Source organism: Microbacterium sp. NPDC089321, assembly GCF_040684935.1.
Classification (GTDB): domain Bacteria; phylum Actinomycetota; class Actinomycetes; order Actinomycetales; family Microbacteriaceae; genus Microbacterium.
This window is the reverse complement of record NZ_JBFBGX010000003.1, coordinates 236,181-261,561: the sequence shown is the minus strand read 5'-3', so window position 1 is coordinate 261,561 and position 25,381 is coordinate 236,181. Positions and strand designations below refer to the sequence as shown.

The following is a 25,381-nucleotide window of genomic DNA, read 5'->3' as shown; positions in this document are numbered from 1 at the left end:
GAGAAGAGTCTACCGGCGGACGGGCCGCCGCCCCGCCCGCTGCCGGCGGCGTGATCGAAGGGCGGGTAGCAGAGAAGGCGCCCCCTGTCGGGGACGCCTTCTCTGCCGTGTCGCGGGTCAGGGCTGTGCGGGCGGGATGCCCGAACCGGGGTCGAACCTGCCCGCGCCGCGCTGCATGGCGATGACCTCGGTCACGGTCGACTCGCCGTGGATGCGGGGGTCGGCGCCACCGGCATCCGGGGTGTATCCCTTGAGCTTGGGCGAGTGCCGTGTGCGCACCTCGACCCACTTCGCGATGCCTGCGAGGATCAGGCAGAGCGCGATGTAGATGCCGCCGATGACGAACGCCGACTGGAGGATCGGGCGACCCTGCTGCGAGCTGAGCAGCTTCGCGTAGTACAGCAGCTCGGGGTAGGTGATGATGAAGCCGAGTGCGGTGTCCTTGAGGGTCACCACGAGCTGCGCCACGATCACGGGCAGCATCGCACGCACGGCCTGCGGCAGCAGGATCAGGCGCATGACGCCGCTCTTGCGCAGACCGATCGCGTAGCCGGCCTCCTTCTGGCCCTTGGGCAGCGACTCGATGCCGGCACGCAGCGCCTCGGCGAGCACCGAGCCGTTGTAGACCATGAGGCCGATGACCACGGCCCAGTACGGGTCCATGTCGACGCCGACCACGGGCAAGCCGTAGTACAGCAGCATCATGAACACCAGCACCGGCACGGCGCGGAACAGCTCGATGATCACCCCGACCGGGATGCGCACCCAGGCGTGGTCCGACAGACGCCCGATGGCGAGCACGAAGCCGAGGATCAGACTCAGGACGGCGGCGAGGGCGAACGCACCCAGCGTCTTGCCCAGGGCCCCCAGGATTCCCATCCACACGTTCGTGAACGAGAAGACGTACCACTTCTGCGGCTCGAACTGTCCGCTGGCGTACATGCGGTAGACGACGAAGCCGATCGCCCCGAGGACGACGAGGATGGTGACGACGGCGAGGATGCGGTTGCGGGCGATCGCCCGCGGACCGGGCACGTCGTAGAGCACTGAGGTCATCGTGCGATCCTCCACTTGTTCTCGAGGTGGCGCTGCACCGCGCTCATCGCGAGCACCAGCACCACGAAGACGACGGCGACCCAGAGCAGGACCTCCATCGGGTTGCCGGGTCGGCCCGGTGCGTCGTTGATCGTGGCCCGCAGGGCGGCGAGCTCGCCGATCGAGAAGCCCGCGGCGACGGTCGTGTTCTTCAGCAGGGCGATGAACACGCTCATCATCGGCGGCACGACGGACCGGAACGCCTGCGGCAGCACGACCAGGGTCATGACCTGGCCGAACGGCAGGCCGATCGCGCGGGCGGCCTCGGCCTGCCCCACCGGCACCGTGTTGATGCCGGCACGAAGGACCTCGGCGACGTACGTCGCGGTGTAGATGCCGATGGCCAGGATGCCGAGGACCGTGTTCGACAGGTCGGGCAGCCCCAGCTGCGGGTAGCCGAACACGAAGAAGAAGAAGACCAGCGTCAGCGGGGTGTTGCGGACGATGTTCACGTACGCGGTGCCGACGCCGCGCGCGATCGGCACGGGCGAGACGCGCATGGCGCCCACGATGATGCCGAGCACGAGGGCGATCAGACCGCCGATGAAGAACACCAGCAGGGTGTTCGCGATCGCCTCTCCCCACAGGTCGAGGTTTCCGAAGATGACGTCCACGCCGTCTTCCCTTCTCAGGAGGTGTTCGGGGCGGCCCGTTCAGGGCCGCCCCGAGAGGTGATCAGTACGCGTCGACCTTCGGCTGCTCGACCTCGATGCCCGACTCGCCCAGGTTCTTGTCGAAGATGGCCTGCCAGATGTCGTTGTTCTCGGTGAACAGGTCGTTGATGTGCTTGCGCAGCACGTCGTCGCCCTTGGTGAGGCCCACGCCGTAGCGCTCCTCGGTGAAGAGACCGCCGGTGACCTTGACCTCGTCCGGGTACTGCGCGGCGTAGCCGATCAGGATGGCCTGGTCGGTGGTGACCGCGTCGACCTTGCCGTCGATCAGGTCCTGCACGCAGGCGGAGTAGAGGTCGTACTCCTGCGTCTTGATCTCCTTGAAGTTCGCCTTGATGTTCTGGATCGGCGTGGAGCCCGTGGCCGAGCAGACGGTCTTGCCGTTGAAGTCCTCGAGCTTGTCGGCCTCGGGGTCGTCCTTGCGGATCAGCAGTCCCTGACCGGTGATGAAGTACGGACCGGCGAAGTCGATCTGCTCCTTGCGCTTGTCGTTGATCGAGTACGTGCCGACGTAGTAGTCGATGTCGCCGTTCACGATCGCCTGCTCGCGGTTCGCGGACGCGATCGGCTTGAACTCGATCTTGTCCTCGTCGTAGCCGAGCGAGGCGGCGATCCAGCGGGCGATGTCGATGTCGAAGCCCGTGCGCTCACCCGTCGTCGCGTCGAGGTAACCCAGGTTCGGCTGGTCCTCCTTGACGCCGATGGTGACCTTGCCGGCCTCCTCGATCTTGTCGAAGGTGGGGCTGCCGTCGAGCTTGACGTCCTTGGCGACCTCGAAGAGCGGCTTGTCGCCGCCGTCACCGGCGTCGCCGCCGCCCGGGTTGCTGGGGCTGCCGCTGTTGCAGCCGGTGAGGGCGAGCAGCGCCGCCGTGGCGACTCCGATGCCTGCGAGAACTCGTGTGCGTCGCATGTGCGTCTCCTTCTGTGCTGTGGTGCTGTTCGGTGTGCGGGTCAGTGGGTGAGGAGCTTCGAGAGGAAGTCCTTGGCGCGGGTGCTCTTCGGGTTCGTGAAGAACTCCTCCGGCGTCGCCTCTTCGACGATCTGACCGTCGGCCATGAAGACGACCCGGTTGGCGGCCTTGCGCGCGAAGCCCATCTCGTGAGTCACGACGATCATCGTCATGCCCTCCTTGGCCAGTTCGACCATCACGTCGAGGACCTCGTTGATCATCTCGGGGTCGAGCGCGCTGGTCGGCTCGTCGAAGAGCATGACCTTGGGGTGCATGGCCAGGGCGCGCGCGATCGCGACGCGCTGCTGCTGTCCGCCCGAGAGCTGCGCCGGAAGCTTGGACGCCTGCTGCGCGACGCCCACGCGCTCGAGGAGCGCCATCGCCTCCTTCTCGGCCTCGGCCTTCGGCTTGCCGAGCACCTTGATGGGCCCCAGCGTGACGTTCTCGAGGATCGTCAGGTGCGCGAAGAGGTTGAACGACTGGAACACCATGCCGACCTCGGCGCGCAGCTTCGCGAGGCCCTTGCCCTCGGCGGGAAGCGTCTTGCCGTCGATGCGGATCTCGCCGCTCGTGATCGTCTCGAGACGGTTGATCGTGCGGCAGAGCGTCGACTTGCCCGAGCCGGACGGACCGATGACGACGACCACCTCGCCCTTGTCGACCTGCAGGTCGATGTCTTTGAGCGCGTGGAACTCGCCGTAGTGCTTCTCGACGCTCTCGACCACAACCAGCGGTTCGGGTGTGCTCATGCTGTCTCCTTCGGGACGAGGGCTCCGATGGAGTGCGACGCGCCGTTAGGGCGTGACGCGACAGGATCCCCATCGAATCCACTGACCGTCTCAGGATATTCAGCCCTGCACAAGGGGGCCAGCCTCTTGAGTGATTCTTGAGCGTGCGATGCTCAGCCGTGCGCGTCGCGGTAGTACTCGACCGCCCCGGGGTGCAGCGGTATCGGATCGGTGAAGATGGCGAGGCGTCGATCGAGAAGCGCCGCAGCGGGGACATCCCCGGCGATCTCGACCCGCGCCGAGAAGAGGACGTCCAGCACCTCCCTCACCAGATCATCCGGCACATCGGCGGACCCGACGAGGTAGTTCGGCACCGTCATCGCGCTCGTCGGTTGCTCGCTGCCATACGCTCCGACCGGGAACTCCGCCGGCCGGTACACACCGGGGTGGGCGAGGCCGGCCCGTTCGACGGCATCCGCATCGATCGACAGCAGCCTGATCTCCCGCTCGGCAGCCAACCGCTCGATCCCGGGCGTCGGCAGGCCCCCGACCCAGAAGAAGGCGTCGATCCGCGACCCGTCGAGCGCGGCGATGGAGGCATCCAGACCCAGCTGGCGATCGTCGATCGCCTCGTCGCCGATTCCGGATGCCGCGAGGACCCTCTTCGCGACGACGCTCACACCGGAGCCGCGCGCTCCCAGCGAGACGCGGCGACCGGCGAGTCCGGAGATCGACCGGATGTCGGAGTCTGCACGCACCACCACGTGCACGTACTCGTCATAGAGGCGCGCGACCGCACGGATCGGCAACGGGTCGTCGAACTCACCCGTGCCCGACACGGCGTCGGCCACGACATCGCTCTGCGCGAAGCCCAGCTCGGCGTCGCCCGCGCCGATGCGGCGGAGGTTGTCGACCGAGCCGTTGGTCTCGAGGAAGCGCACGTCGGCGTCCACGTCGGCCGACAGAGTCTCCGCCAGGCGCTGGCCGTAGTCGTAGTACACCCCGGTCGCACTGCCGCCGGCGAGGCGGATCGGCCGCTGTGCCCATGACGGCTGCGGCGGCGCGCATCCGGATGCCAGAAGCACGGCGACGAGGAGCAGCGCCGCGATCGGGCCCCTGAGAAGCCTGCTCACCGCTCCCCCGCCCCTGGAAGGCCGAACGACACGCAGAGACCTCCGCCCTCCGCGCGGTCGACCGTGACACGTCCCCCGACCGAGCGCAGCAGATCGGTCGCGATAGCGAGGCCGAGCCCGGAGCCGGGACTGTTCTGGTCGCGGGCGCTGCGCCAGAAACGGTCGGTGGCCTGCTCGAGCTCGGCCGTCTCGAGGCCGGGGCCGTGATCGCGCACGGCGATCCGGCATCCGTCATCGGTCCTGTCGACCGACACCTCGATCCGTCCGCCGCGAGGCGAGAACTTCACCGCATTGTCGATCACCGCGTCGAGGGCGCTCTCGACGATGGCCTCATCTGTGCGGCTCCGCACCTCTGCGCCCCCGCTGACGCGGAACGCGACGTCCCTGCGAGAGGCGACGCCCTGCCACGCTGCCGCGCGCCGCCGCGCGAGAGCCGACAGGTCGACGTCGACGAACGTCGAGGGCTGACCGCCTCGCCGCGCGAAGCCGAGCAGGGTGTCGAGGATCCTGGTCATCCGCCGGCCCTCTTCGCGGATCTTCTCGACATCGGCGGCGCCGACGCCGCTGTCACCGAGATCCGCGGCGAGGACCTCGACGCGCAGCAGCAGGGCGTTCAGAGGATTGCGCAGCTCATGCGACGCGTTCAGCGCGAACTCCTGCTGCCGCGACAGGACCCGCTCGATCTCGTCCGCCATGCGGTTGAACATGACGATCATCCGGTGCAGCTCCTCGGGCCCGGTCTCATCGGCGATCCGCGCGTCCATGTCGCCGCGCTCGATGGCCTCCATCGCCTTGTCCAGCCGGCGCAGCGGCCGCAGCACCCAGCCCGCGAGGCGGGAGACGACGAAGAGCCCCGCGGCGATCACCGCGATGACGACAGCTGCGGTGAGCAGCCACAGCCTCGCGATCTCCGCGCGCGGCACATCGACGCTCGCCGACATCACCACCGCCCCGATCACGTCTCCGCCCTCGTACACCGGCTCGACCAGCGACAGGTCGCGGAACTGCCACGGCATGACATCCTGCGGAAGCTCACCGCGGCGCCCAGAGAGAGCGAGCGCGATCCGCGCGGCTATGTCGTCCGCCTCGAGCAGCGGCTTCTCGTCGCGCGGAGCCCATGGGCGCCCCGCGCGATCGACGATCACGATGCTCGTGCCGTACAGCGAGCGGTAGCGCTCGGCCTCACCGTCGAAGACCTCGCTGCTGCCGGAGATCAGAGCCTGCCGAGCGCTGGTGACGAAGTAGCTGAGATCGCCGAGCTGCTCGGCGTAGAACTCCTGCTGCACCCCCCTGGCAGCGCTCCATGCGAAACCGCCGCCGAGCACCGTCACCACCAGCACGAGCGGCAGGAGGAAGACGATGAACAGTCGCCGGCGCACCCGTCACCCCTCCAAGCGGTAGCCGACCCCGCGAACGGTCTCGATGAGCGAGGCGCGGCCGATCTTGCGGCGGATGGAGGCGACGTGGACCTCCAGCGACCGCGCGAAGCTCTGCCAGTCGGTGTTCCACACCTCGCGGATGATGCGATCGCGCGGCACCGGAACGCCGGGGTACCTCGCGAGCACGGCGATGATGTCGAACTCCTTGCGCGTGAGGTCGATCGGCTGCTCGCCGACCATCACCCGACGCGCGACGAGGTCGATCCGCACGTCGTGGATGGCGATGAGCGAACGGTCGGCAGGACCCGCGTGAGCGTCGAGCGGATGCAGACGACGCGTGACCGCCTCGATCCTGGCGAGAAGCTCTCGCACGTCGTAGGGCTTCACGATGTAGTCGTCCGCACCCGCACGCAGGCCGCGGATGCGCTCATGCACGTCCGTGCGGGCCGTCGCGATGATCACCGGCACCCCGCTCTGCGCGCGGATGCGCCGGCAGAGGTCGACGCCGTCGACATCAGGCAGGCCAAGATCAAGCAGAACCGCCTCGGTGTCGGAGCCGAGCAGCCCGAGCGCCTGAGCGCCGTCCTCCGCGCGGACCGTGGCATAGCCCGAGCGGCTGAGGAAGGCCTCGAGCGCCTCTGCGACGCGGTCGTCGTCCTCGACGATCAGGATGCGCATCCGTCTCCGTTCAGACGTCAGCGCGCTGGGCGAAGGCCGACTCGTACAGGCAGACGCTCGCGGCGGTGGCGAGGTTCAGCGACTCGGCGCGGCCGAAGATGGGCAGACGGAGCGCGCGATCAGCCTGTGCCAGAGCATCGTGCTCCAGACCCCGCGCCTCATTGCCGAAGAGCCATGCCGTCGGCTGCGCGAGCACGCCCTGGGCGCGAGCGGCGAGCAGGTCATCGCCCTTCACATCGGCTGCGATCACGTTCATGCCCGCGTCGTGCGCACGGCGGATCACGTCGTCGAGCTCGCCGCCGACCGAGACCGGCAGGTGGAACAGCGAGCCGGTCGTCGACCGGACGACCTTGGGGTTGTACGGGTCGACCGTGCGGCCGGTGAGCACCACGGCATCCGCCCCGGCCGCATCCGCGGCGCGGATGATGGTGCCCAGGTTGCCGGGATCGCGCACCTCCTCGCAGATCGCGATGAGCTTCGGCGAGGCCGCGAAGATGTCGCGCACCGAGGTCGGCGTCTGCCGGGTCACGGCGACGAGACCCTGCGGCGTGACCGTGTCGGCCATCGCCGCGAGCACGGCCTCGGTCACGTACTCGACCTCGACGTCGTGCTCGGCCGCGAGCGCGCGCACGTCGGCGTGCTTCTCCCACGCGGTCGGGGTCGCGAACAGCTCGACGATCGCCTCGGGCAGGTAGTGCAGCGCCTCGCGCACCGACTGCGGCCCCTCGAGCAGGAACAGCCCGGTCTCGACCCTCGCGCTGCGCTTGGTCAGCTTGGCGACGGCACGGACGCGGGGAGAGCGGGGGTTCTCGAGCACCGGCCCAGTCTATCGGGGCGCAGAATGCGCGAACGGGCGCCTCCCCGAGGGGAGACGCCCGTTCGGGACGTTCGGATCGCGAGGATCAGGCAGCAGCCTTGGGCGCGTTGACGTCCGAAGGCAGAGCGTTCTTGGCGACCTCGACGAGGGCGGCGAACGCACCGGCGTCGGTCACGGCCAGGTCGGCCAGCATGCGACGGTCGACCTGCACACCCGCGAGCCCGAGGCCCTGGATGAAGCGGTTGTAGGTGATGCCGTTCTGGCGGGCAGCGGCGTTGATGCGCTGGATCCACAGACGGCGGAAGTCGCCCTTGCGCTTGCGACGGTCACGGTACGCGTAGACGAGCGAGTGGGTGACCTGCTCCTTCGCCTTGCGGTACAGGCGCGAACGCTGGCCGCGGTAACCGGACGCGCGCTCGAGGATGACGCGACGCTTCTTCTGCGCGTTGACTGCGCGCTTGACTCTTGCCATTTTCGTGTGTTCCTTTTCGTACGGGCGTCGCGCTCAGCGACCGAGAAGCTTCTTGGCGACCTTGGTGTCGGCCTTCGAGAGGACCTGGTCCTGGTTCAGGCGACGGGTGCGACGGCTCGGCTTGACCTCGAGGTTGTGGCGCATGCCGGCCTGCTGCTTCTTCAGCTTTCCGCTGCCGGTGATCTTGAAGCGCTTCTTCGCACCCGAGTGGGTCTTCTGCTTCGGCATCTTCTCTTCCTTCGTGTGGCGCCCTGGCGGGCGACGGTGGGTACCCGCCCGGAAGCGGGAGCTGGTGGGGCGGCTTACGCCGCGGACTCGTCGGTCGGCGCGGAGTCGGCGCTGGCGCCGTTCTTCGCCTCGCGGGCGGCCTGCTTGTTCGCGGTGCGGACCGCGTTCTGCTCGGCCTTCGCCTCGGACTTGTTCTTCAGCGGAGCGACGACCATGACCATGTTGCGTCCGTCGATGGTCGGGTTCGACTCGACCGTGCCGAACTCGGCGACATCCTCGGCGAACTTGCGCAGCAGGCGCACGCCCTGCTCGGGCCGAGACTGCTCGCGACCGCGGAAGAGGATCATCGCCTTGACCTTGTCGCCCGCCTTGAGGAAGCCCTCAGCGCGCTTGAGCTTGGTCGTGTAGTCGTGGGCCTCGATCTTCAGGCGGAAGCGCACCTCTTTGAGGATGGTGTTCGCCTGGTTGCGGCGTGCTTCCTTGGCCTTCTGCGCGGCCTCGTACTTGAACTTGCCGTAATCCATGATCTTGACCACGGGCGGCTTCGAGTTGGGTGCCACCTCGACGAGATCGAGGTCGGCCTCCTGGGCAAGACGCAGTGCTGCCTCGATGCGGACAACACCGATCTGCTCACCCGCGGGACCGACGAGGCGGACCTCGGGGACGCGGATGCGCTCATTGGTACGGGGATCGCTGATGCGGAGCTCCTAAGACGTGATTTCCAGGCCACCGGGACGCGGGCCGCGTCTCGGGCGAAATCGGAGTTCTCCCCACCCGCCGGCGCATTCAGACACACCGGCTTGTGACACCCTTTCCACCGGAACCGGCGGGGTGCTGAACCCGGTAGCCTGGAACGGCAAGCGCGGGTGGGATTGAGAATCCTCTTTCGTATCGGAGCATGACACTCCGAAGCCCGCAGAAGTCTACCAGAAAGCAACCCGAAGTGACGATTCCTGCCGAGCACCACGATGACCGCCACGAGCGCTGGGAGCAGCAGGAGCACGCGGCGAGCGCCGCGACCCGCGACATCGCGGACGTTCCCGCGGTCGAGGTGATCACCACCACGGCCGTGCACCTGATGAGCGCCGCGGCCGTGAAGGTCGGCCTCGCCGACTCCCCCGCCGAGCAGACCGACCTCGACGAGGCCCGCAAGCTCATCAACGCCCTGGCAGGCCTCATCACGGCCGGCGCCCCCGAGATCAGCGACATGCACGCGCGCTCGCTGCGCGACGGCCTGCGCTCGCTTCAGCTGGCCTTCCGCGAGGCGTCCGTCATCCCCGACCCGATCGGCAAGGGACCCGGCGAGAAGTGGACCGGGCCGGTCAACTGACCAGCACCCCGTGACAGCGCTCGACGGACCTGCGCACAGTTCCGTCGAACGCATCTCCGGAGGCACCCCTGCAGGCGCCTGCCGCGGAGATGTGCGCTTCGCGCGGAGGAATTCGCGGGATCCGTCCGCGCGAAGCGCACATTCCCGCGCGAGGCGTACGCGTCTCAGCCGGCGGAGCGGGTGAGCTTCACCGTCAGGGAATCGACGAGCACGGCCATCCGGTCGTCGGCCGCCCAGCGCTGTGCGAGTCGCGCGAGCACCGCGTCGAGCGTCTCGCGCTCGAGGCCGTCGACCAGCTCGAGGGTCACGATGAGCTCGGGTCCGCGCATCCTGGCATCCGGGTCCCCCGAGGCGACCGACACGTCGATCACGGCGAGCTCGTGCGCGATGCTCTCGCGCAGCGCCGTGAACACCTCGGGCGAGTGGAAGCTCGGCTCCCAGCGCTGAGCCTGGGCGATCGCCCAGACCGCCGGTCGACGGAAGACGAACTCGGTCTCGGATGCCGGGTCGAGGACGATCAGGTCGGTCTGCTCGCTGGACGCCGACAGCGCGACCCGGATCGCCTCGACCGGGATCGGCCGCGCGGTGGCGTCCCAGCGTCGCATCGTGTCGACGGAGGAGAACACCGGCTGCACGCGGCGACCATCGGGAGCGGCGACCGTGACGATCGACAGCTCCTGCGTCTTGTCGACCTTCAGCCCCGTCGGCCCCATGCCCTCATCGCCCCGCTCGGCGATGAGCGGCACCAGCACGCGCGCAGCGCGGAAGGCGTCGACCACCTCGACCTGCGAGCCCTCACCGGAGCGGAAGCGCAGCAGAGCGGCATGCAGCGCCGGATCGGCCGAGCCGTCGTCCGCAGCGTGCGGATTCGACTCGAAGCTGCGGCCCTCCCAGGGCACACCGGCCGAGTCGCCGCTGTTCGCGGCGCCGTGCCCGTGGTCGCAGGCGTCGTCAGTCGCCGGCGACATCCAGCGCCTCTGCCAGCGTGAACTGTCCGGCGTAGAGGGCCTTGCCCACGATCGCGCCCTCGACGCCCAGCGGCACGAGTTCGCGGAGCGCGGCGATGTCATCGAGGGAGGCGACACCGCCCGATGCGATCACGGGCTTCGGGGTGCGCGAGGTGATCTCGCGCAGCAGCTCGAGGTTCGGTCCGCGCAGCGTTCCGTCCTTGGTGACGTCAGTGACGACGTAGCGGCTGCAGCCCGCCTCTTCGAGGCGCTCGAGCACATCCCAGATGTCGCCGCCCTCCTTCGTCCAGCCGCGCGCCGCGAGGGTCGTGCCGCGGACGTCGAGACCGACGGCGATCGCGTCGCCGTAACGGCTGATGACGTCGGCGGACCACTCGGGATTCTCGAGGGCTGCCGTGCCGAGGTTGATGCGCGTGGCGCCGGCCTCGAGAGCTGCGTCGAGGCTGGCGTCGTCGCGGATGCCGCCCGAGAGCTCGATGTTCACGCCACGGTACTGCTTGATGACCTTGCGGAGGATGGCGGTGTTGCTTCCGCGACCGAACGCCGCGTCGAGGTCGACGAGGTGGATCCACTGCGCGCCGGCATCGACGAACTCGCCGGCCGCGTCGACGGGGTCGCCATAGCTGGTCTCGGTGCCGGCCTCACCCTGCGTCAGGCGCACCGCCTTGCCGCCGGCGACGTCGACCGCCGGGAGGAGGATCAGCGAGGGGGACTGTGCGAAGTCGTTCATGTCGTCCTTCGAGGGGGATGGTGGCGGCCCGAGCGGGCACGAGAGACGAGACTAGTCCCGCACGGCGGAGTCATCAAACCCTGTGTCGGTCATCGGACTTCTCGCATACCCCGCCGGTACCATCGGATGCGCACGCGCAGCGCTGTCCTCGCGCGTGCCCGTCGACAGGAGGGACGTAACGCATGGCTGATGCGCACCACGAGACCGAGGCGGCTCCGCTGCGCCGGCGCGCGACCGCGACCCGCCGTGGCGGAGTCCAGGCGGCACCGCTCGCCTCCGAGGAGGCACAACTCTCCCAGACGCCGCTGGTCTCCGAGGTGCCCGTGGTCTCCGAGGTGCCGCTCGTGCCTTCCGCCGCCCTCGCCGAGCCGCCCCGCTATCACCGCGAGTCGGCTGCGCCCACCGCCACGCCCGCACCGACGCCGACGACCTCGAGGCGCGAGCAGCGCGAGCGTCCGTCATTCCTCCAGCAGGAGCGTCGTGAGGAGCCGGCGCGAACCGGCGCACGCGGGATGCTGAACCGCGTCGGGTTCTCGCTCCCGCCCGGCGCCGCCGAGCGGGCCATACGCGACAACGAGCTGCTGGTCGGCCAGCACTGGCCCGGGCCGCGCACGATCGCCGTCGTCAACGGCAAAGGCGGCGCAGGCAAGACCCCGACAACAGTGCTGCTCTCGGCCGTGTTCGCGCGCTTCGGAGGCGCCGGCGTGCTGGCCTGGGACAACAACCAGACCCGCGGCACCCTTGGTTGGCGCACCGACACCGGACCCCACGACCGGACGCTGTTCGAACTCCTGCCAGAGGCAGATCGTCTTCTCGGAGCGGGTGCGCAGTCGGCCGACCTCGCTCACTTCGTGCATCACCAGGCCCGCGAGAAGTACGACGTGCTGCGTTCGAAGCCGATGCGGCTCGCACAGGAGAACCGGCTGCACTCGTCGGACATCGACGCCATCCACGCCGTCGCCGCGAAGTACTACCGCCTCATCATCATCGACTCCGGCAACGACGAGTCGGATCCCATGTGGCTTCGGATGATCGATCATGCCGACCAGATCGTCGTCGCCACCACGACCCGTGACGATCACGCCGAAGCCGGCGCGCTGCTGCTCGAGGCTCTGGAGGACCGGGACGAGCGATCAGCCGATCTCGCTCGCCGGTCGGTGGTCGTCGTGACCCAGGCCGACCCGAAGGCGACGGCGGCGGATGTCGACCAGGTGGTCAGCGGATACCGCGACCTGGCGCGCGAAGTCGTCTCGATCCCGTTCGATCGCGAGATGGTCGACGGTCACCTCCGGCTCGGAGCCCTCGCTTCAGCGACCCAGACAGCCTGGCTGGCGGCCGGAGCCGCCGTCGCACGCGGACTCTGACCCTTCCGCCGGGCCCACACGTGGGCCATGCCGCGGAGTCCGCGCTCAGAGCGAGTCGACCCAGTTGCGCAGCAACCGGATGCCCGCGTCGCCCGACTTCTCAGGGTGGAACTGCGTCGCAGAGAGGGGCCCGTTCTCGACGGCGGCGAGGAATCGCTCGCCGTGCGTCGCCCAGGTCACCGCGGGCTGCGGGAACGGCGGGATGACGTCGAGGTCCCAGGTCTTGGCCGCGAAGGAGTGCACGAAGTAGAACCGCTCGTGCTCGATGCCGCGGAACAGCACGCTGCCTTCGCCGGCTTCGACGGTGTTCCACCCCATGTGGGGCAGCACAGGGGCGTCAAGCTCGGTGACCGTACCCGGCCACTCCCCCAGTCCTTCGGCCGGCTGTCCGCGCTCGACACCGCGCTCGAACATCACCTGCATCCCCACGCAGATGCCAAGCACGGGGCGACCGCCGGCGAGCCGCCGGTCGACGATCTCATCACCCCCGTGGGCGACGAGTGCGTCGCGCACCGCGGCGAATGCGCCGACGCCGGGCACGAGCAGGCCGTCGGCCTCGAGCGCACGCCCCCGGTCACGAGTGAGCTCGACCTCGGCGCCCGCGGCGGCGAGTGCCTTGACGGCGGAGTGGACGTTGCCGGACTCGTAATCGAAGACGACGACGCGGCGACCGGTCACAGCGCGCCCTTCGTCGACGGGATGCCGTCCACGAGCGGGTCGTGGGCCTTGGCCTGCCGGAACGCACGGGCGAACGCCTTGAACTCGGCCTCGGCGATGTGGTGCGGGTCGCGACCCCCGATGACCCGCACGTGCACGGTCAGACCGGCGTTGAAGGTGATGGCCTCGAAGACGTGACGCACCAGCGATCCGGTGAAGTGCCCGCCGATGAGGTGGAACTCGAACCCGGCCGGCTCGCCCTCGTGCACGAGGAACGGTCGGCCGGAGATGTCGACGACGGCCTGAGCCAGCGCCTCGTCGAGCGGCACGAGCGCGTCGCCGTAGCGGGAGATGCCGGCCTTGTCGCCGAGAGCCTCTCGGATGGCGTGACCGAGCACGATCGAGATGTCCTCCACCGTGTGGTGGGCGTCGATGTGCGTGTCGCCCGTGGCGCGCACCGTGAGGTCGGTGAGCGAGTGCTTGGCGAACGCCGTCAGCATGTGGTCGAAGAACGGCACCGTGGTGTCGATGTCGCTGCGGCCGGTGCCGTCGAGGTTCACCTCGACCTCGACGGTCGACTCGGAGGTGCTGCGGGTACGGCGTGCGGTGCGGTCGGTCATGCCGGCGATCCAATCGACGCGAGGGCTTCCAGGAATGCGGTGGTCTCGGCCTCGGTACCGGCCGTGACCCGAAGGTGGTGAGGTATGCCCACGTCGCGGATGAGCACGCCCTGGTCGTACAGCGCCTGCCACACCGCCCGCGGGTCGTCGACTCCGCCGAACAGCACGAAGTTCGACCACGACGCGTGCGGCGTGTAGCCGAGAGCCTCGAGAGTCGCCGAGATCCGCTCGCGCTGCTCGACGATCTCGTCGACCATGCGCAGCATGGTGGCGGAGTTGCGCAGCGCCGCGACGGCGGCGGCCTGGGTGAGCGCGCTGAGGTGATACGGCAGGCGCACGAGGCGCAGCGCATCGATGAACGCGGGGTCGGCGGCCAGGTAGCCGACGCGCGCGCCGGCGAAGGCGAAGGCCTTGCTCATCGTGCGCGAGACAGCGAGGCGCGGGCGTCCGTCGAGCAGGCTCAGCGCCGACGGCGCATCGTGCGGGGCGAACTCCTGATACGCCTCATCGACGATGACGACGCCCCGCGCGGCGTCGTAGACGGACTCGATCACCTCGAGCGAGAGCGGAGTGCCCGTGGGATTGTTCGGCGAGCACAGCAGCACGACGTCGGGGTCGATCTCGGCGACCTGGCGCGCGGCGTCATCCGGATCGATCGTGTAGTCGTCGTGGCGTGTGCCTGCGACCCATCGCGCACCCGTGCCCTGTGTGATGAGCGGATACATCGAGTAGGTGGGCGCGAAGCCGAAGGCCGTGCGGCCCGGTCCCGCGAACGCCTGCATGATGTGCTGCAGCACCTCGTTGGAGCCGTTGCCCGCCCAGATCTGATCTGCCGTCAGACCGTGGCCCAGGTACTCGGCGAAGCCTTCGCGCAGGGCCGTGAACTCCCGGTCGGGATAGCGGTTCACGTCGCGCAGCGCGAGGGCGATGTCGTCGAGGATGTCACTCGCGACCTCGTCGGGAACGGGATGCGTGTTCTCGTTGACGTTCAGAGCGACCGGCAGCGGCGCCTGCGGCGCGCCGTACGGTGTGAGCCCGCGCAGATCGTCGCGGAGGGGCAGCTCATCGAGGGATGTCACATGATCCATCGTAGGCCGCGCATCGCCGGCACCGTCGCGGATGACGACTCAGTCGGAGTACGCGGTGGGGATGGCGATCGAGGCGCCGACCTGGATCATGCCCGAGCTCAGGTTGTTGAGGCTCTTGATGTCGTCGATGACCTCGCGCGGGTCCACCCCGGGCGCGGCATCGGCGGCGATCGACCACAGAGTGTCGCCGGGAAGCACGGTGACGGTCTCGAACGCGACCGGTTCGGCGCTCTCTCCGGACGCGACGGCCGAGCCGCCCGCGAGCAGCGAGAACGCGATGGCGCCGAGGACGGGCGCGGCGGCGAGGGCGACGAGCAGGCGACGGCCTCGCGCGGTGAGGCGCAGCCGCGTCGAGACAGAACGCCCGGCAGCGGCCGCGACCGGGACGGTCAGGGGGGCCTGGATGCTGATGGTGCTCATGTGATGCTCCTCTTCACTCTCCCCGCCCGTCGGGCGGAAGTGGTGCAGCTTTCGCATCCGGCATCCGGCCGGGGACGCCGGATGCGAAGCTACGTTCCGAATGTATCTTCGATATCGAACATCTGTCAAGGATTCTTCGAATACTCGGGCGCGACTTCGCAGACACGCTCGAACAGATCTTCCGATTTCCGAGAGAACTCGGATACGGTTTCGATGAAGTCAGCCCACCACGGGCCACCGACATTCGAATCCGATCCCCGCGATGACGCGGATCGCACCGCATGAGGGCATGAAGGAGCCACCGATGAGCGAGACCCCCGAGACGGCAGCCGAGGCTCCCCGCACGCGGCGCCGCAGGAACCTCAGCCCCAAGCAGATGGCAATCCTCGAGGTCATCCAGACCTCGATCGCCCGCCACGGCTACCCGCCGAGCATGCGGGAGATCGGCGACGCCGTCGGGCTCAAGTCGCTCTCCAGCGTCACCCACCAGCTCGGCCAGCTCGAGCTCAGCGGCTATCTGCGTCGCGACCCCGGCAAGACCCGCGCGATGGAGGTGCTGATCGACCTGCCCGGCACGAGCGCAGAGAACCCGGCCGACAGCGCCCCCGCGGTCGGGGATGCGGCTCTGGTTCCCCTCGTCGGTCAGATCGCGGCCGGCATCCCCATCACCGCCGACCAGCAGGTCGAGGAGATCTTCCCTCTCCCCAGGCAGCTGGTCGGAAAGGGCGACCTCTTCATGCTGAAGGTGAACGGCGAATCGATGATCGACGCGGCGATCTGCGACGGCGACTGGGTCGTAGTGCGCACCCAGAACAACGCCGAGAACGGCGAGATCGTCGCAGCCATGATCGACGGCGAGGCGACGGTCAAGACCTTCAGACGCCGCGACGGCCACACCTGGCTGCTGCCGCGCAACTCCGCATTCGAGCCCATCCTCGGCGACGAGGCCGTCGTCCTGGGCAAGGTCGTCGCCGTGCTGCGCGCGGTCTGACGCCCACCCGCGCGTTCGAGCGCGAACGCACGACGAAGGGGCTCCCCGTCCACTGGACGGGGAGCCCCTTCGGCATCCGGTATCAGGCCGGGACGACGACGTCCTCACGCACGCGGCGCGTGGCCTCGACGATGTTGCGCAGCGACTGCACCGTCTCCTCGTACGCGCGGGTCTTCAGGCCGCAGTCCGGGTTGACCCACAGCTGGCGCAGAGGCAGCTCGTCGACCGCGCGGCGCAACAGTGCCTCGACCTCCTCGACGCTCGGCACGCGGGGAGAGTGGATGTCGTAGACGCCGGGTCCCACGCCGTGGTCGAATCCGAAGCGGGCGATGTCGGCGACGACCTCCATGCGGCTTCGAGCGGCCTCGATCGAGGTGACATCGGCATCCAGAGCGCGGATGGCATCGATCACCACGCCGAACTCCGAGTAGCAGAGGTGCGTGTGGATCTGCGTGCCCGGCGCAGCGCCGCCGGTGGCGAGACGGAACGAGCGCACCGACCAGTCGAGGTAGGAGGCCTGGTCTGCGATCTTCAGCGGAAGCAGCTCGCGCAGCGCCGGCTCGTCGACCTGGATGATCGCGATGCCCGCAGCCTCGAGGTCGGTGATCTCGTCGCGCAGCGCGAGCGCCACCTGGTTGGCCGTCTCGCCCAGCGGCTGGTCGTCGCGCACGAACGACCAGGCGAGGATCGTCACCGGGCCGGTGAGCATGCCCTTGACCGGCTTCACGCTCAGCGACTGGGCGTACGTGGCCCACGAGACGGTGATCGGCGCAGGACGCGACACATCGCCCCAGAGGATCGACGGGCGGGTCGCACGCGATCCGTACGACTGCACCCAGCCGTGCTGCGTGACCGCGAATCCGTCGAGGTGCTCGGCGAAGTACTGCACCATGTCGTTGCGCTCGGGTTCTCCGTGCACGAGGACGTCGAGGCCGAGCTCCTCCTGCAGCGCCACGACCTGGTCGATCTCGCGGCGGAGGAAGTCGTCGTAGTCGTCGGCGGGCAGCTCACCGCGCAGGAACTGCGCGCGCGCACGGCGGATATCGCCGGTCTGCGGGAAGGATCCGATCGTGGTGAGCGGCAGAGCGGGCAGGTTCAGCGCCTGCTGAGCGCTCTCGCGCTCCTCGTACGCGACGCGCGAGAACTCCTCCTCGGTGACAGCGTGGCCGCGCACGGCCCCGTCGCGCACACCGGGTGCGCTGCGGCGGTCGGCGAGTGCGGCGGATGCCGCATCCAGAGCGTCGGCGATGGCATCCCGCCCCTCCGCGAGACCGGCGGCCAGGGTGACCACCTGTCCGACCTTCTGGTCGGCGAAGGCCAGCCATGAGACGAGTCGCTCGTCGAGAGCGGTCTCGTCGTCGACGTCGTGCGGCACGTGCAGCAGCGAGGTGGAGGTGGATGCTGCGACCGGACCCGCGCCGAGCTCCCGCAGGGTCTCGAGCTTCGCGAAGGCGGCGTCGAGATCGCCTCGCCAGATGTTGTGCCCGTCGATCACGCCGCCGACGAGGGTCTTCCCCTCGAGCGCCGGGAGTGCGGCCGGCACCTCGCCACGGACCAGGTCGAGGCCGATCGCCTCGATAGGCGCCGCGGCGAGCACGTCGAGCGTCGCCCCGAGCGCGGCGTAGGGAGCCGCGACGAAGATCGCCGGGCGCTGCTCGGCTGCGCCCAGCACGGCGAGTGCCCGGGTGACGGCATCGGCGAGCGCGGCGACGTCGACCGGCAGCGACTCGCTGACCAGCGCCGGCTCGTCGAGCTGCACCCACTGCGCTCCGGCAGCCTGAAGTCTCGCGAGCAGCTCCGCGTAGACCGGGAGCACGTCGTCGAGGCGGCTGAGGGGGTCGAAGCCTTCGGGCGCGTCGTCAGAGGCCTTCGCCAGCGCCAGCAGGGTGACGGGTCCGACGATCACGGGCCGGGTGACGTACCCGGCGTCGGCAGCCTCGGCGACCTGCTCGACGAGGTGCTCGCTCGCGAGCGAGAACACGGTCTCGGGGCCGATCTCGGGCACGAGGTAGTGGTAGTTCGAGTCGAACCACTTGGTCATCTCGAGCGGTGCGCGCTCGCCCTCTCCGCGGGCGACGGTGAAGTACGCGCCGAGCCCGATCGAGCCGTCGGCGTCGCGCAGATCGTCGAAGCGGGTGGGGATCGCGCCGACGGTGACGGCGGCATCCAGAACCTGGTCGTAGAACGAGAACGATTCGGGGATCGACGAGTCGTCGCGACCGAGGCCGAGTTCGGTCAGGCGCGCGCGGGTCGCGGCGCGCAACTCGGCGGCGGTGCGCTCGAGCTCGGCCTGGTCGGTGCGGCCGGCCCAGAAGGCCTCGACGGCCTTCTTCAGCTCGCGACGACGGCCGATGCGCGGGTAGCCGAGGATCGTCCCTGCGGGGAAAGCGGTCATGAGATTCCTTTCGATGCTGCGGAGAGCTGGCGCCCGGGGATGACCCCGGCGGACTGGAGGACGTCGAGCACGGTCTCGTGCTGGTTGAACGCGTAGAGATGCACCCCGGGCGCACCGCCGTCGACGACCGCGCGGATGAGGTCTGATGCCCAGCGGATGCCGATCTGCCGGCGGCCCTCTGTGGTCGGCTCGATCTCGAGCTCGATCGCGAGCTCGCCCGGCAGCTCCTCGCCGGTCAGCTCGAGCACGCGGGTGAGGCGGGCGGGTGAGGTGATCGGCATGATGCCGGGGAGGATCGGGATCGTCACACCGGCGCGGCGGGCGCGCTCGACGAACGCGAGGTAGTGATCGGCGTGGAAGAACAGCTGGGTGATGGCCACCGTGGCTCCGGCCGCCTGCTTGGCGAGCAGCGCATCGACGTGCTGACTGCTGTAGGCAGAACGCGGGTGCCCGTTCGGGAAGGCGGCGACGGCGATGTTCACCTTGCGCCGAGGGGCGACGCGCACGGCGCCGGGGTTGCCGCGCACCGGCGACTCCTCGTACGGCGCGCGCTCTGCCTGCACACGGTCGATCAGCTGCACGAGCTGGGCCGAGCTCTCGAGGTCGCCGAGGAAGACGTCGTTCTCGCTCTGGCCGGCCGGCGGGTCGCCGCGGAGCGCGAGGAAGCTCAGCACTCCGGCGTCGAGGAACTCCCGGATCAGCCGTGCGGCGCCCGCGTAGGTGTTGCCCACGCAGGTGAGGTGCGCGAGCGGCTCGGTGGAGGTGTGGCTGCGGATGTACTTGAGCACCTCGAGCGAGCGGCCGCCGGTCGAGCCGCCCGCTCCATAGGTCACGGAGATGAACTCCGGACAGGCCTCCGCGAGGCGGTCGATCGTGTCGTGCAGCGCTCGCGCGCTCTCGGCCGTGCGCGGCGGGTACAGCTCGAAGGAGAAGGGGGTGGTGCTCACGGTGTTCTCCTTCGATGCTCGGGGCGGGGGTGTTCTCAGAAGGTAGGACAGCCCCTCATCGCGACGCACACTGTGTGACGCCGTGTGTCGAGTACGGGGCTGGTTAGGCTCGAGGCATGACGGCACCTCATGGCTCGTGGCCCTCTCCGTTCACCGCGCAGATGATCGCGCAGGCGTCGCCTCGCATCGACGGAGCCCGTTTCGTCGGCGACGAGATCTGGTGGGGAGAATCGGTGCCGGCCGAGGGCGGTCGCGTGACGGTGCGCAGCTCCAGCGGCGATGAGGTGCTCCCCGCTCCGTGGAACGCCCGTTCGCGGGTTCATGAGTACGGCGGCGGCGCATGGACTGCCGGCGCCGATGGCGCCCTCTGCTTCGTGCACGGCGCCGATCAGCGCGTGTACCGCATGCCGCGCGGTGGTGAGCCCCAGCCGCTGACTCCGGCGGGCGTCTCCTACGGCGGTCTCCGGCTGCAGCACGGGCGGCTGCTCGCCGTGCGTGAGGATCTTCGCCCCGCTGAGCATGAGCGTGCGATCGTCGAGATCCCCCTCGACGGCACTGCCGCCGACGACGAGTCCGCTGTGCGCACGTTCGTCTCGACCAGCGGCTTCGTGGCGCATCCCGCGCTCTCCCCCGACGGCGAGCGTCTCGCGTGGGTGCAGTGGAGCACCGTGCAGATGCCCTGGGAGCAGGCGCTGCTGCATGTCGCCCGGGTCGACGGCGACGAGGTCGAGTCGATGCCGACGCGCGCGGCCCTCCAGCCCGAGTGGGTGAGCGACGACGAGCTGCTGTACCTCGACGATCCGTCCGGCCGCTGGAACCTGCAGCGGGTGCGCCTCGGCGGAACCGCGACCGCCTTTGCCGCAGCTGACGCAGACACCGGCGGTGGGCTGTGGGTGCTCGGCAACCGCTGGTACCAGCGCCTCGACGACGGCCGCACCGTGGCGGTTCGCACGAACGGGGCAGACGAGATCGTGCAGATCTCAGCCGACGGCGCATCGGTCGAGCTGCTGACGCTGCCGATCACGGCAGGAGCGAGCATCGACGACGCGCAGGGTTCGCGAGTGCTCATCTCGGGTGCGGGGCGCACGGTGGGCGCAGGGCTCTGGTGCGTCGATCTCGACGACGGCACGATCACCACGGTCACCGGCGGCGCCGAGGCCGACGCCCGATGGGTGCCGCGTGCTCGCCCGGTGACATTCGACGGGCCGCACGGGCCCGTGCACGCCTTCGACTACCCGCCGACGAATCCTGACGCCTCGGCCCCTGCAGGCGACCTGCCGCCGTATGTGGTGATGGTCCATGGCGGTCCGACCTCGCACGTCGCGGGTGCGGCATCCACCGCGTATGCGTACTGGACCAGCCGTGGCATCGGCGTGCTCGACGTGAACTACGGCGGCTCGACGGGATACGGCCGCGCGTATCGCGAGCGCCTGGACGGGCAGTGGGGTCTCGTCGACGTCGATGACGTCATCGCCGCGGCTCGCGGCATGGCCGACGCGGGTCTCGCCGATCCCGACCGGATAGCGATCCGCGGCGGATCGGCCGGCGGGTGGACGGTGCTGTGCGCGCTCGTGCGCGGTGGCACCTTCAGCGCCGGCATCTCACGGTACGGGGTGGCCGACCTGCGGATGCTGGCGGCTGAGACGCACGACTTCGAGGCGCACTACCTCGAGGGCCTGGTCGGGCCGCTTCCCGAGGCGGAGAGCGTGTACATCGAGCGCTCGCCGCTGTCGCACGTCGACCGGATCGACGTTCCCGTGCTGCTTCAGCAGGGTTCGGACGACCGGGTCGTGCCGCCGTCGCAGTCGGAGGCGATCAGGGACGCTCTGTATGCCCGAGGGGTGCCCCACGAGTACCTGCTGTTCGAGGGCGAGGGCCACGGATTCCGCGCCGCAGAGACGATCATCGCATCGCTCGAGGCGGAGCTGCGCTTCCTGGGACGGACGTTCGGCTTCGAGCCGGAGCCCACCGCCGACGTCTGAGCGCTCACTCCCCCATGCGGTTGCGCAGGCGCATGGCGCGCTCGGCTTCGCGCGTGTCCTGACGCTCGCGCAGAGTCTGCCGCTTGTCGTACTCCTTCTTGCCCTTCGCGAGGGCGATCTCGACCTTCGCGCGGCCGTCGGAGAAGTACAGCTTCAGCGGGACGAGCGTGTAGCCGCCCGCCGACACCGCGTGCTCGAGCTTGCGGATCTCGTCTTTGTGCAGCAGCAGCTTGCGGATGCGCTTGGCCGAGTGGTTCGTCCAGTGCCCCTGGGAGTACTCGGGGATGTGCACGGCGTCGAGGTACGCCTCGCCGCCCTTCACGTAGGCGTACCCGTCACTGAGGTTGGCACGCCCCTGGCGCAGCGACTTGACCTCGGTGCCGGTGAGCACGAGGCCGGCCTCGAACGACTTCTCGAGGTTGTAGTCGTGACGTGCGCGACGGTTGGTCGCGACGACCTTCTCCCCGCGTTCCCTGGGCATGTTCTTCTCCTGACGACAGACAGCCCACCAGCATAACGTCTGCCGGGCGTCCGAAGTGCGAACCGGTCAGGTGCGCAGCCAGCGACGGATCGCGAACCCGGCCGACAGGGCGGCGAGCACGACGCCGATGCCGATCAGCACGGGCACGACGAACAGGGCATCCTGCATGTCGACCAGCGGTCGCATGAAGGGCACCCGTTCGGCGAGATACCCCTCGACGCCCCACTTCACCCCCGCGAGCACGGCGGCACTCGCGAACACCGACCCGAGGAACGCCGCGAAGACGCCCTCGAGCACGAACGGCGTCTGGATCGACCGGTTCGACGCGCCCACCAGGCGCATGATGCCGATCTCCTTGCGACGCGCGTATGCCGACAGCCGGATGGTGGTCGCGATGAGCAGCACGGCGGCGATGAGCATGAGCGCCGCCACGCCGACGGCGATGTAGGTCGCGACCGTGAGGGCGGAGAACAGGGGGTCGAGGAGGCGGCGCTGATCCTGCACCTCGTCGACGCCGGCCTTGCCCGAGAACGCCTCGGTGAGAACGCGGGACTGCTGCGGGTCCTTCATGGTCACGCGGAACGCGACCCCCATGTTCTCGACGCCGAAGGCATCGGCCTGCTCCTGACCGAATCGCTCCACCCAGTTATCGTAGGTGGTCTCCTTGTCGTCGAAGCCGACCTCGCTGATGAGCGGCTTGAGCGCCGGCCCGGCCAGGTCGTCCTTCACCGTCTTGATCTGGTCCTCGGTCGCCTCGGCGGCCGTGCAGTTGTCTGAGGTCGACAGCGGCGAGCACATGTAGATGGTCACCTCGGCCTTCTCGCCCCAGTAGCCGCGCATCGTCTGGATCTGCGTCTGCATGAGGATGGCCGCGCCGACGAAGGTCAGCGAGACGAAGGTGACGAGCACCACTGAGATGACCATGGAGATGTTGCGGCGAAGGCCGATCAGGGCCTCGCCGACGATGAGTCCGAAGTTCATGAGGTCGGGCCCACTTCCTCGTCGTCGTCGCCTGAGAGTCCGAGGCGGTCGGCCATGCCGAGCTCGGCGACCTCCACCTCCGGGATCACGATCGGGTTGGTGCGGGGGCCGACCGTCGCCGGTTCCTCGGGGGGTGTGGGCACGGCAGGCGGTTGCTGGTCGACGGGTTGGGCCGCCTTTCGGGCATCCGCACCGGACGGCGGCGCGGACGCCGTCTCGACGGGCGGAGTCGCGACGGTGGCCGCGGTGACCGTCTCGCGCTGCACCTCCTGCACGGCGGTGAGGGCGGCCGCAGCGGCGGCGCCGGGCACCGCTTCGGGCATGAGGCGAGGGATGCTGGAGGTGTCGCCGTAGCCGCCACCGACCTCGTCTCGCACCATCTCGCCGTTCTTCAGCTCGATGACGCGGCGCTGCATCTGGTCGACGAAGGCCGCTTCGTGCGTGGCCATGACGACGGTCGTGCCGCCGGCGTTGATGCGGGTGAGCAGCTGCATGATGCCCACCGAGGTCGCGGGGTCGAGGTTTCCGGTGGGCTCGTCGGCGAGCAGTACCTTCGGACGGTTGACGATGGCGCGTGCGATAGCGACGCGCTGCTGCTCACCACCCGAGAGCTCGTGCGGCATCCGCTTGGCCTTGCCGTCGAGGCCCACGAGTGCGAGCGCCTCGGGCACGGCCTGCTGGATGAATCCGCGCGACGATCCGATCACCTGCAGCGAGAAGGCGACGTTCTGCGCGACCGTCTTCGAGGGCAGCAGGCGGAAGTCCTGGAACACCGATCCGATGTGCCGGCGGAAGTACGGCACCTTGCGGTTCGCGAGCGAGCGCAGGTCGCGGCCGAGCACGGCCACCCGTCCACTGGTGGGGACATCCTCGCGGAGGATCAGCCGCAGGCACGTCGACTTTCCCGAGCCGGAAGCCCCGACGAGGAAGACGAACTCGCCCGCCTCGACGTCGAAGTCGACTTCTGACAGAGCGGGTCGTGTGGTGCCGCGGTAGCGTTTGGTGACGTTCTCGAACCGGATCATGGCCATACGAGCCTATGCGCGGGGTCGTCGCCGATGCTCAGCGACACTCCCCCGTGTCTTTCCCGTCGAGGGCGACTGATATACACGTAGAGGCGCTGATGCGCCATGAGGGGATGTCGCAGGCTCACCGCCGGCGGCGCAGACGCACACGCAGACGAGGAGGCGCCATGAGCGTTCCCGCAGGATGGTACGACGACGGATCGGGGCGGCAGCGCTGGTGGGACGGCGAGCAGTGGACCGATCACTTCGCGCCTGAGACGCCCGACCAGCCCGAAGAGGGCGGCACGGTTCTCGCCGGTGGCGACACGGCCGGCGAGGCACCGGATGCCGAGGCATCCGCCGCCTCTTACGAGCCTCCGGTCGCACCCGGCGCGCAGGAGAGCCCGGCAGCGCAGCAGGATGCGCAGCCCACCGCCGCCTACCCGCCGGTCTCGGACGACGGCTACCCGCAGAGCGCATACGGCCAGTCTCCGTATGGGCAGGCCCCATACGGGCAGGAGCCGTACGGGCAGGCCCCCTACGGCCAGGCGGGCTACCCCGGCGCCCGCGCCTACGACGCCCAGAGCCCCTACTCCGCTCCGGCCCCGTACGGCACCGACGCCGGCTACGGCGCGTACGCCGCACCGGAGCCCGGACCCCGCAAGACGCCGGTTCTCGGCTACATCGGCCTCGGCCTCGCGGTCGTCGGCGGCATCATCGCGTGCATCCCGAACCTTGTGACGTTCGGCATCGGCTCGTTCCTGCTCTTCGCCGCCTTCGTGGTGTCGATCATCGCCCTGTTCATCAAGAACACCGCGAAGTGGCCCGGCATCGTCGGCCTGATCCTGTCGGTCGTGATGGGCATCGTCGCGTCGATCGTGCTCGCCGTCACCTTCTTCGCCAGCTACGCCGACAACTCGTGGAACTCGCCGTCGAGCCCCTACTCGAGCCAGGAGCCGTGGCCGGACGAGTCGTCCGCGCCCGAGGGCAGCGCCGAGCGCCCGACGCCTGAGGAGCTCGCTCCCGGTATCGAGACGATCGTCGCCGACACCGGCTCCAGCCCGTTCCCGGATGAGGTGATCGTGTGCCTCAGCGATGAGTTCTACGCATCCGAGATGAGCGACGAGGCCCTGCAGACCGTCGCCGAGGGCAGCACCGACTTCGCCGATCCCATGGATGCGCTCGACTTCGCGAAGACGTTCACGGATTCGGCATCCGCCTGCAGCTGATCCGAGGCAGACACGACAACGGGCCCGAGAGCACTGCTCCCGGG

At 69.3% G+C, this 25,381-nt stretch carries 27 protein-coding genes; 5 read left to right on the top strand and 22 right to left on the bottom strand.

Annotated elements, in window-relative coordinates; all coding sequences use genetic code 11:
• Positions 1-117 precede the first annotated feature (117 nt).
• From AB0N59_RS14780 to infC, 11 genes are all read right to left on the bottom strand, one after another.
• A complete protein-coding gene (locus AB0N59_RS14780) occupies positions 118-1,056 on the bottom strand; it encodes an amino acid ABC transporter permease (protein WP_363484950.1) in 939 nt (312 codons plus the stop codon).
• Positions 1,053-1,709 (bottom strand): amino acid ABC transporter permease, encoded by a 657-nt coding sequence (locus AB0N59_RS14775; protein WP_363484947.1) that lies wholly within the window; start codon positions 1,707-1,709, stop codon positions 1,053-1,055. The genes AB0N59_RS14780 and AB0N59_RS14775 overlap by 4 nt, the downstream gene beginning before the upstream one ends.
• A gap of 61 nt (positions 1,710-1,770) precedes the next feature.
• Entirely contained in the window at positions 1,771-2,676 is a 906-nt protein-coding gene (locus tag AB0N59_RS14770; protein WP_363484944.1) for a glutamate ABC transporter substrate-binding protein, read from the bottom strand.
• A 41-nt stretch (positions 2,677-2,717) separates the two neighbouring features.
• Complete coding sequence (locus AB0N59_RS14765) at positions 2,718-3,446, bottom strand: amino acid ABC transporter ATP-binding protein (RefSeq protein WP_363485019.1); 729 nt, start codon at positions 3,444-3,446, stop codon at positions 2,718-2,720.
• A gap of 170 nt (positions 3,447-3,616) precedes the next feature.
• Entirely contained in the window at positions 3,617-4,576 is a 960-nt protein-coding gene (locus AB0N59_RS14760) for a TAXI family TRAP transporter solute-binding subunit (protein WP_363484941.1), read from the bottom strand.
• Positions 4,573-5,955 carry a HAMP domain-containing sensor histidine kinase gene (locus tag AB0N59_RS14755; protein WP_363484938.1) on the bottom strand — a complete coding sequence of 461 codons (1,383 nt, stop codon included), beginning with the start codon at positions 5,953-5,955 and terminating at the stop codon, positions 4,573-4,575. The genes AB0N59_RS14760 and AB0N59_RS14755 overlap by 4 nt, the downstream gene beginning before the upstream one ends.
• 3 nt (positions 5,956-5,958) lie before the next feature.
• A complete protein-coding gene (locus AB0N59_RS14750; RefSeq protein ID WP_363484935.1) occupies positions 5,959-6,633 on the bottom strand; it encodes a response regulator transcription factor in 675 nt (224 codons plus the stop codon).
• A gap of 10 nt (positions 6,634-6,643) precedes the next feature.
• Positions 6,644-7,450, bottom strand: coding sequence for an RNA methyltransferase (locus tag AB0N59_RS14745; protein WP_363484932.1), 807 nt, complete (start codon positions 7,448-7,450; stop codon positions 6,644-6,646).
• 85 nt (positions 7,451-7,535) lie between these two features.
• Positions 7,536-7,922 (bottom strand): 50S ribosomal protein L20, encoded by a 387-nt coding sequence (rplT, locus tag AB0N59_RS14740; RefSeq protein WP_204974067.1) that lies wholly within the window; start codon positions 7,920-7,922, stop codon positions 7,536-7,538.
• A gap of 33 nt (positions 7,923-7,955) precedes the next feature.
• Positions 7,956-8,150 carry a 50S ribosomal protein L35 gene (gene rpmI / locus AB0N59_RS14735; protein WP_204974068.1) on the bottom strand — a complete coding sequence of 65 codons (195 nt, stop codon included), beginning with the start codon at positions 8,148-8,150 and terminating at the stop codon, positions 7,956-7,958.
• A 74-nt stretch (positions 8,151-8,224) separates the two neighbouring features.
• A complete protein-coding gene (gene infC, locus AB0N59_RS14730; RefSeq protein WP_204976633.1) occupies positions 8,225-8,848 on the bottom strand; it encodes a translation initiation factor IF-3 in 624 nt (207 codons plus the stop codon).
• 200 nt (positions 8,849-9,048) lie between these two features.
• Here infC and AB0N59_RS14725 point away from each other — a divergent pair, with 200 nt between their 5' ends.
• Positions 9,049-9,480 (top strand): DUF1844 domain-containing protein, encoded by a 432-nt coding sequence (locus tag AB0N59_RS14725; protein WP_363484927.1) that lies wholly within the window; start codon positions 9,049-9,051, stop codon positions 9,478-9,480.
• A 164-nt stretch (positions 9,481-9,644) separates the two neighbouring features.
• Here AB0N59_RS14725 and AB0N59_RS14720 read toward each other — a convergent pair whose 3' ends face one another.
• Together AB0N59_RS14720 and priA are read right to left on the bottom strand one after the other, a co-directional pair.
• Complete coding sequence (locus AB0N59_RS14720) at positions 9,645-10,448, bottom strand: SseB family protein (RefSeq protein WP_363484924.1); 804 nt, start codon at positions 10,446-10,448, stop codon at positions 9,645-9,647.
• Positions 10,432-11,178: a bifunctional 1-(5-phosphoribosyl)-5-((5-phosphoribosylamino)methylideneamino)imidazole-4-carboxamide isomerase/phosphoribosylanthranilate isomerase PriA gene (gene priA / locus AB0N59_RS14715; RefSeq protein ID WP_204974071.1), complete on the bottom strand. Its 747-nt coding sequence runs from the start codon at positions 11,176-11,178 to the stop codon at positions 10,432-10,434. Before priA ends, AB0N59_RS14720 begins: the two co-directional genes overlap by 17 nt.
• Before the next feature lie 182 nt (positions 11,179-11,360).
• On the opposite strand from priA, the gene AB0N59_RS14710 reads away from it, so the two are divergent.
• Positions 11,361-12,542 carry an AAA family ATPase gene (locus AB0N59_RS14710; protein ID WP_363484921.1) on the top strand — a complete coding sequence of 394 codons (1,182 nt, stop codon included), beginning with the start codon at positions 11,361-11,363 and terminating at the stop codon, positions 12,540-12,542.
• A 45-nt stretch (positions 12,543-12,587) separates the two neighbouring features.
• On the opposite strand, the gene hisH is transcribed toward AB0N59_RS14710, so the two are convergent.
• Genes hisH through AB0N59_RS14690 form a run of 4 tightly spaced genes read right to left on the bottom strand, consistent with a single transcriptional unit; the run spans position 12,588 to position 15,327 of the window.
• Complete coding sequence (gene hisH, locus AB0N59_RS14705; protein ID WP_363484918.1) at positions 12,588-13,220, bottom strand: imidazole glycerol phosphate synthase subunit HisH; 633 nt, start codon at positions 13,218-13,220, stop codon at positions 12,588-12,590.
• Positions 13,217-13,819, bottom strand: coding sequence for an imidazoleglycerol-phosphate dehydratase HisB (gene hisB / locus AB0N59_RS14700; RefSeq protein WP_363484914.1), 603 nt, complete (start codon positions 13,817-13,819; stop codon positions 13,217-13,219). Before hisB ends, hisH begins: the two co-directional genes overlap by 4 nt.
• Positions 13,816-14,898 carry a histidinol-phosphate transaminase gene (locus AB0N59_RS14695; RefSeq protein WP_363484911.1) on the bottom strand — a complete coding sequence of 361 codons (1,083 nt, stop codon included), beginning with the start codon at positions 14,896-14,898 and terminating at the stop codon, positions 13,816-13,818. Before AB0N59_RS14695 ends, hisB begins: the two co-directional genes overlap by 4 nt.
• A gap of 48 nt (positions 14,899-14,946) precedes the next feature.
• Positions 14,947-15,327, bottom strand: coding sequence for a LysM peptidoglycan-binding domain-containing protein (locus AB0N59_RS14690; RefSeq protein WP_363484908.1), 381 nt, complete (start codon positions 15,325-15,327; stop codon positions 14,947-14,949).
• Between the two features lie 304 nt (positions 15,328-15,631).
• Here AB0N59_RS14690 and lexA point away from each other — a divergent pair, with 304 nt between their 5' ends.
• A complete protein-coding gene (lexA, locus tag AB0N59_RS14685; protein WP_363484905.1) occupies positions 15,632-16,318 on the top strand; it encodes a transcriptional repressor LexA in 687 nt (228 codons plus the stop codon).
• A gap of 82 nt (positions 16,319-16,400) precedes the next feature.
• Here the strand turns inward: lexA and metE are convergent, their stop codons facing one another.
• Both metE and AB0N59_RS14675 read right to left on the bottom strand, forming a co-directional pair.
• Positions 16,401-18,713 carry a 5-methyltetrahydropteroyltriglutamate--homocysteine S-methyltransferase gene (gene metE, locus AB0N59_RS14680; RefSeq protein ID WP_363484902.1) on the bottom strand — a complete coding sequence of 771 codons (2,313 nt, stop codon included), beginning with the start codon at positions 18,711-18,713 and terminating at the stop codon, positions 16,401-16,403.
• Positions 18,710-19,660, bottom strand: coding sequence for a methylenetetrahydrofolate reductase (locus tag AB0N59_RS14675; protein WP_363484899.1), 951 nt, complete (start codon positions 19,658-19,660; stop codon positions 18,710-18,712). Before AB0N59_RS14675 ends, metE begins: the two co-directional genes overlap by 4 nt.
• Before the next feature lie 116 nt (positions 19,661-19,776).
• On the opposite strand from AB0N59_RS14675, the gene AB0N59_RS14670 reads away from it, so the two are divergent.
• Complete coding sequence (locus AB0N59_RS14670) at positions 19,777-21,642, top strand: prolyl oligopeptidase family serine peptidase (RefSeq protein ID WP_363484896.1); 1,866 nt, start codon at positions 19,777-19,779, stop codon at positions 21,640-21,642.
• A 4-nt stretch (positions 21,643-21,646) separates the two neighbouring features.
• Here AB0N59_RS14670 and smpB read toward each other — a convergent pair whose 3' ends face one another.
• From smpB to ftsE, 3 genes are all read right to left on the bottom strand, one after another.
• Complete coding sequence (gene smpB, locus AB0N59_RS14665; RefSeq protein ID WP_363484893.1) at positions 21,647-22,123, bottom strand: SsrA-binding protein SmpB; 477 nt, start codon at positions 22,121-22,123, stop codon at positions 21,647-21,649.
• Between the two features lie 66 nt (positions 22,124-22,189).
• A complete protein-coding gene (gene ftsX / locus AB0N59_RS14660) occupies positions 22,190-23,104 on the bottom strand; it encodes a permease-like cell division protein FtsX (protein WP_363484890.1) in 915 nt (304 codons plus the stop codon).
• A complete protein-coding gene (gene ftsE, locus AB0N59_RS14655) occupies positions 23,101-24,129 on the bottom strand; it encodes a cell division ATP-binding protein FtsE (protein ID WP_363484887.1) in 1,029 nt (342 codons plus the stop codon). The genes ftsX and ftsE overlap by 4 nt, the downstream gene beginning before the upstream one ends.
• Positions 24,130-24,296: 167 nt before the next feature.
• Here ftsE and AB0N59_RS14650 point away from each other — a divergent pair, with 167 nt between their 5' ends.
• Complete coding sequence (locus tag AB0N59_RS14650) at positions 24,297-25,337, top strand: DUF2510 domain-containing protein (RefSeq protein ID WP_363484884.1); 1,041 nt, start codon at positions 24,297-24,299, stop codon at positions 25,335-25,337.
• The last annotated feature ends 44 nt before the right edge of the window (positions 25,338-25,381 follow it).

Excerpts from the sequence above, each read along its gene's own strand:
- AB0N59_RS14670 (WP_363484896.1), top strand. The coding sequence starts at position 19,777 with ATGACGGCACCTCATGGCTCGTGGCCCTCTCCGTTCACCGCGCAGATG.
- priA (WP_204974071.1), bottom strand. The coding sequence starts at position 11,178 with ATGAACGACTTCGCACAGTCCCCCTCGCTGATCCTCCTCCCGGCGGTC.
- AB0N59_RS14650 (WP_363484884.1), top strand. The coding sequence starts at position 24,297 with ATGAGCGTTCCCGCAGGATGGTACGACGACGGATCGGGGCGGCAGCGC.
- AB0N59_RS14780 (WP_363484950.1), bottom strand. The coding sequence starts at position 1,056 with ATGACCTCAGTGCTCTACGACGTGCCCGGTCCGCGGGCGATCGCCCGC.
- ftsX (WP_363484890.1), bottom strand. The coding sequence starts at position 23,104 with ATGAACTTCGGACTCATCGTCGGCGAGGCCCTGATCGGCCTTCGCCGC.
- rplT (WP_204974067.1), bottom strand. The coding sequence starts at position 7,922 with ATGGCAAGAGTCAAGCGCGCAGTCAACGCGCAGAAGAAGCGTCGCGTC.
- ftsE (WP_363484887.1), bottom strand. The coding sequence starts at position 24,129 with ATGATCCGGTTCGAGAACGTCACCAAACGCTACCGCGGCACCACACGA.
- AB0N59_RS14750 (WP_363484935.1), bottom strand. The coding sequence starts at position 6,633 with ATGCGCATCCTGATCGTCGAGGACGACGACCGCGTCGCAGAGGCGCTC.
- rpmI (WP_204974068.1), bottom strand. The coding sequence starts at position 8,150 with ATGCCGAAGCAGAAGACCCACTCGGGTGCGAAGAAGCGCTTCAAGATC.
- metE (WP_363484902.1), bottom strand. The coding sequence starts at position 18,713 with ATGACCGCTTTCCCCGCAGGGACGATCCTCGGCTACCCGCGCATCGGC.
- AB0N59_RS14690 (WP_363484908.1), bottom strand. The coding sequence starts at position 15,327 with ATGAGCACCATCAGCATCCAGGCCCCCCTGACCGTCCCGGTCGCGGCC.
- AB0N59_RS14725 (WP_363484927.1), top strand. The coding sequence starts at position 9,049 with ATGACACTCCGAAGCCCGCAGAAGTCTACCAGAAAGCAACCCGAAGTG.
- AB0N59_RS14720 (WP_363484924.1), bottom strand. The coding sequence starts at position 10,448 with ATGTCGCCGGCGACTGACGACGCCTGCGACCACGGGCACGGCGCCGCG.
- AB0N59_RS14710 (WP_363484921.1), top strand. The coding sequence starts at position 11,361 with ATGGCTGATGCGCACCACGAGACCGAGGCGGCTCCGCTGCGCCGGCGC.
- AB0N59_RS14770 (WP_363484944.1), bottom strand. The coding sequence starts at position 2,676 with ATGCGACGCACACGAGTTCTCGCAGGCATCGGAGTCGCCACGGCGGCG.
- lexA (WP_363484905.1), top strand. The coding sequence starts at position 15,632 with ATGAGCGAGACCCCCGAGACGGCAGCCGAGGCTCCCCGCACGCGGCGC.
- smpB (WP_363484893.1), bottom strand. The coding sequence starts at position 22,123 with ATGCCCAGGGAACGCGGGGAGAAGGTCGTCGCGACCAACCGTCGCGCA.
- hisB (WP_363484914.1), bottom strand. The coding sequence starts at position 13,819 with ATGACCGACCGCACCGCACGCCGTACCCGCAGCACCTCCGAGTCGACC.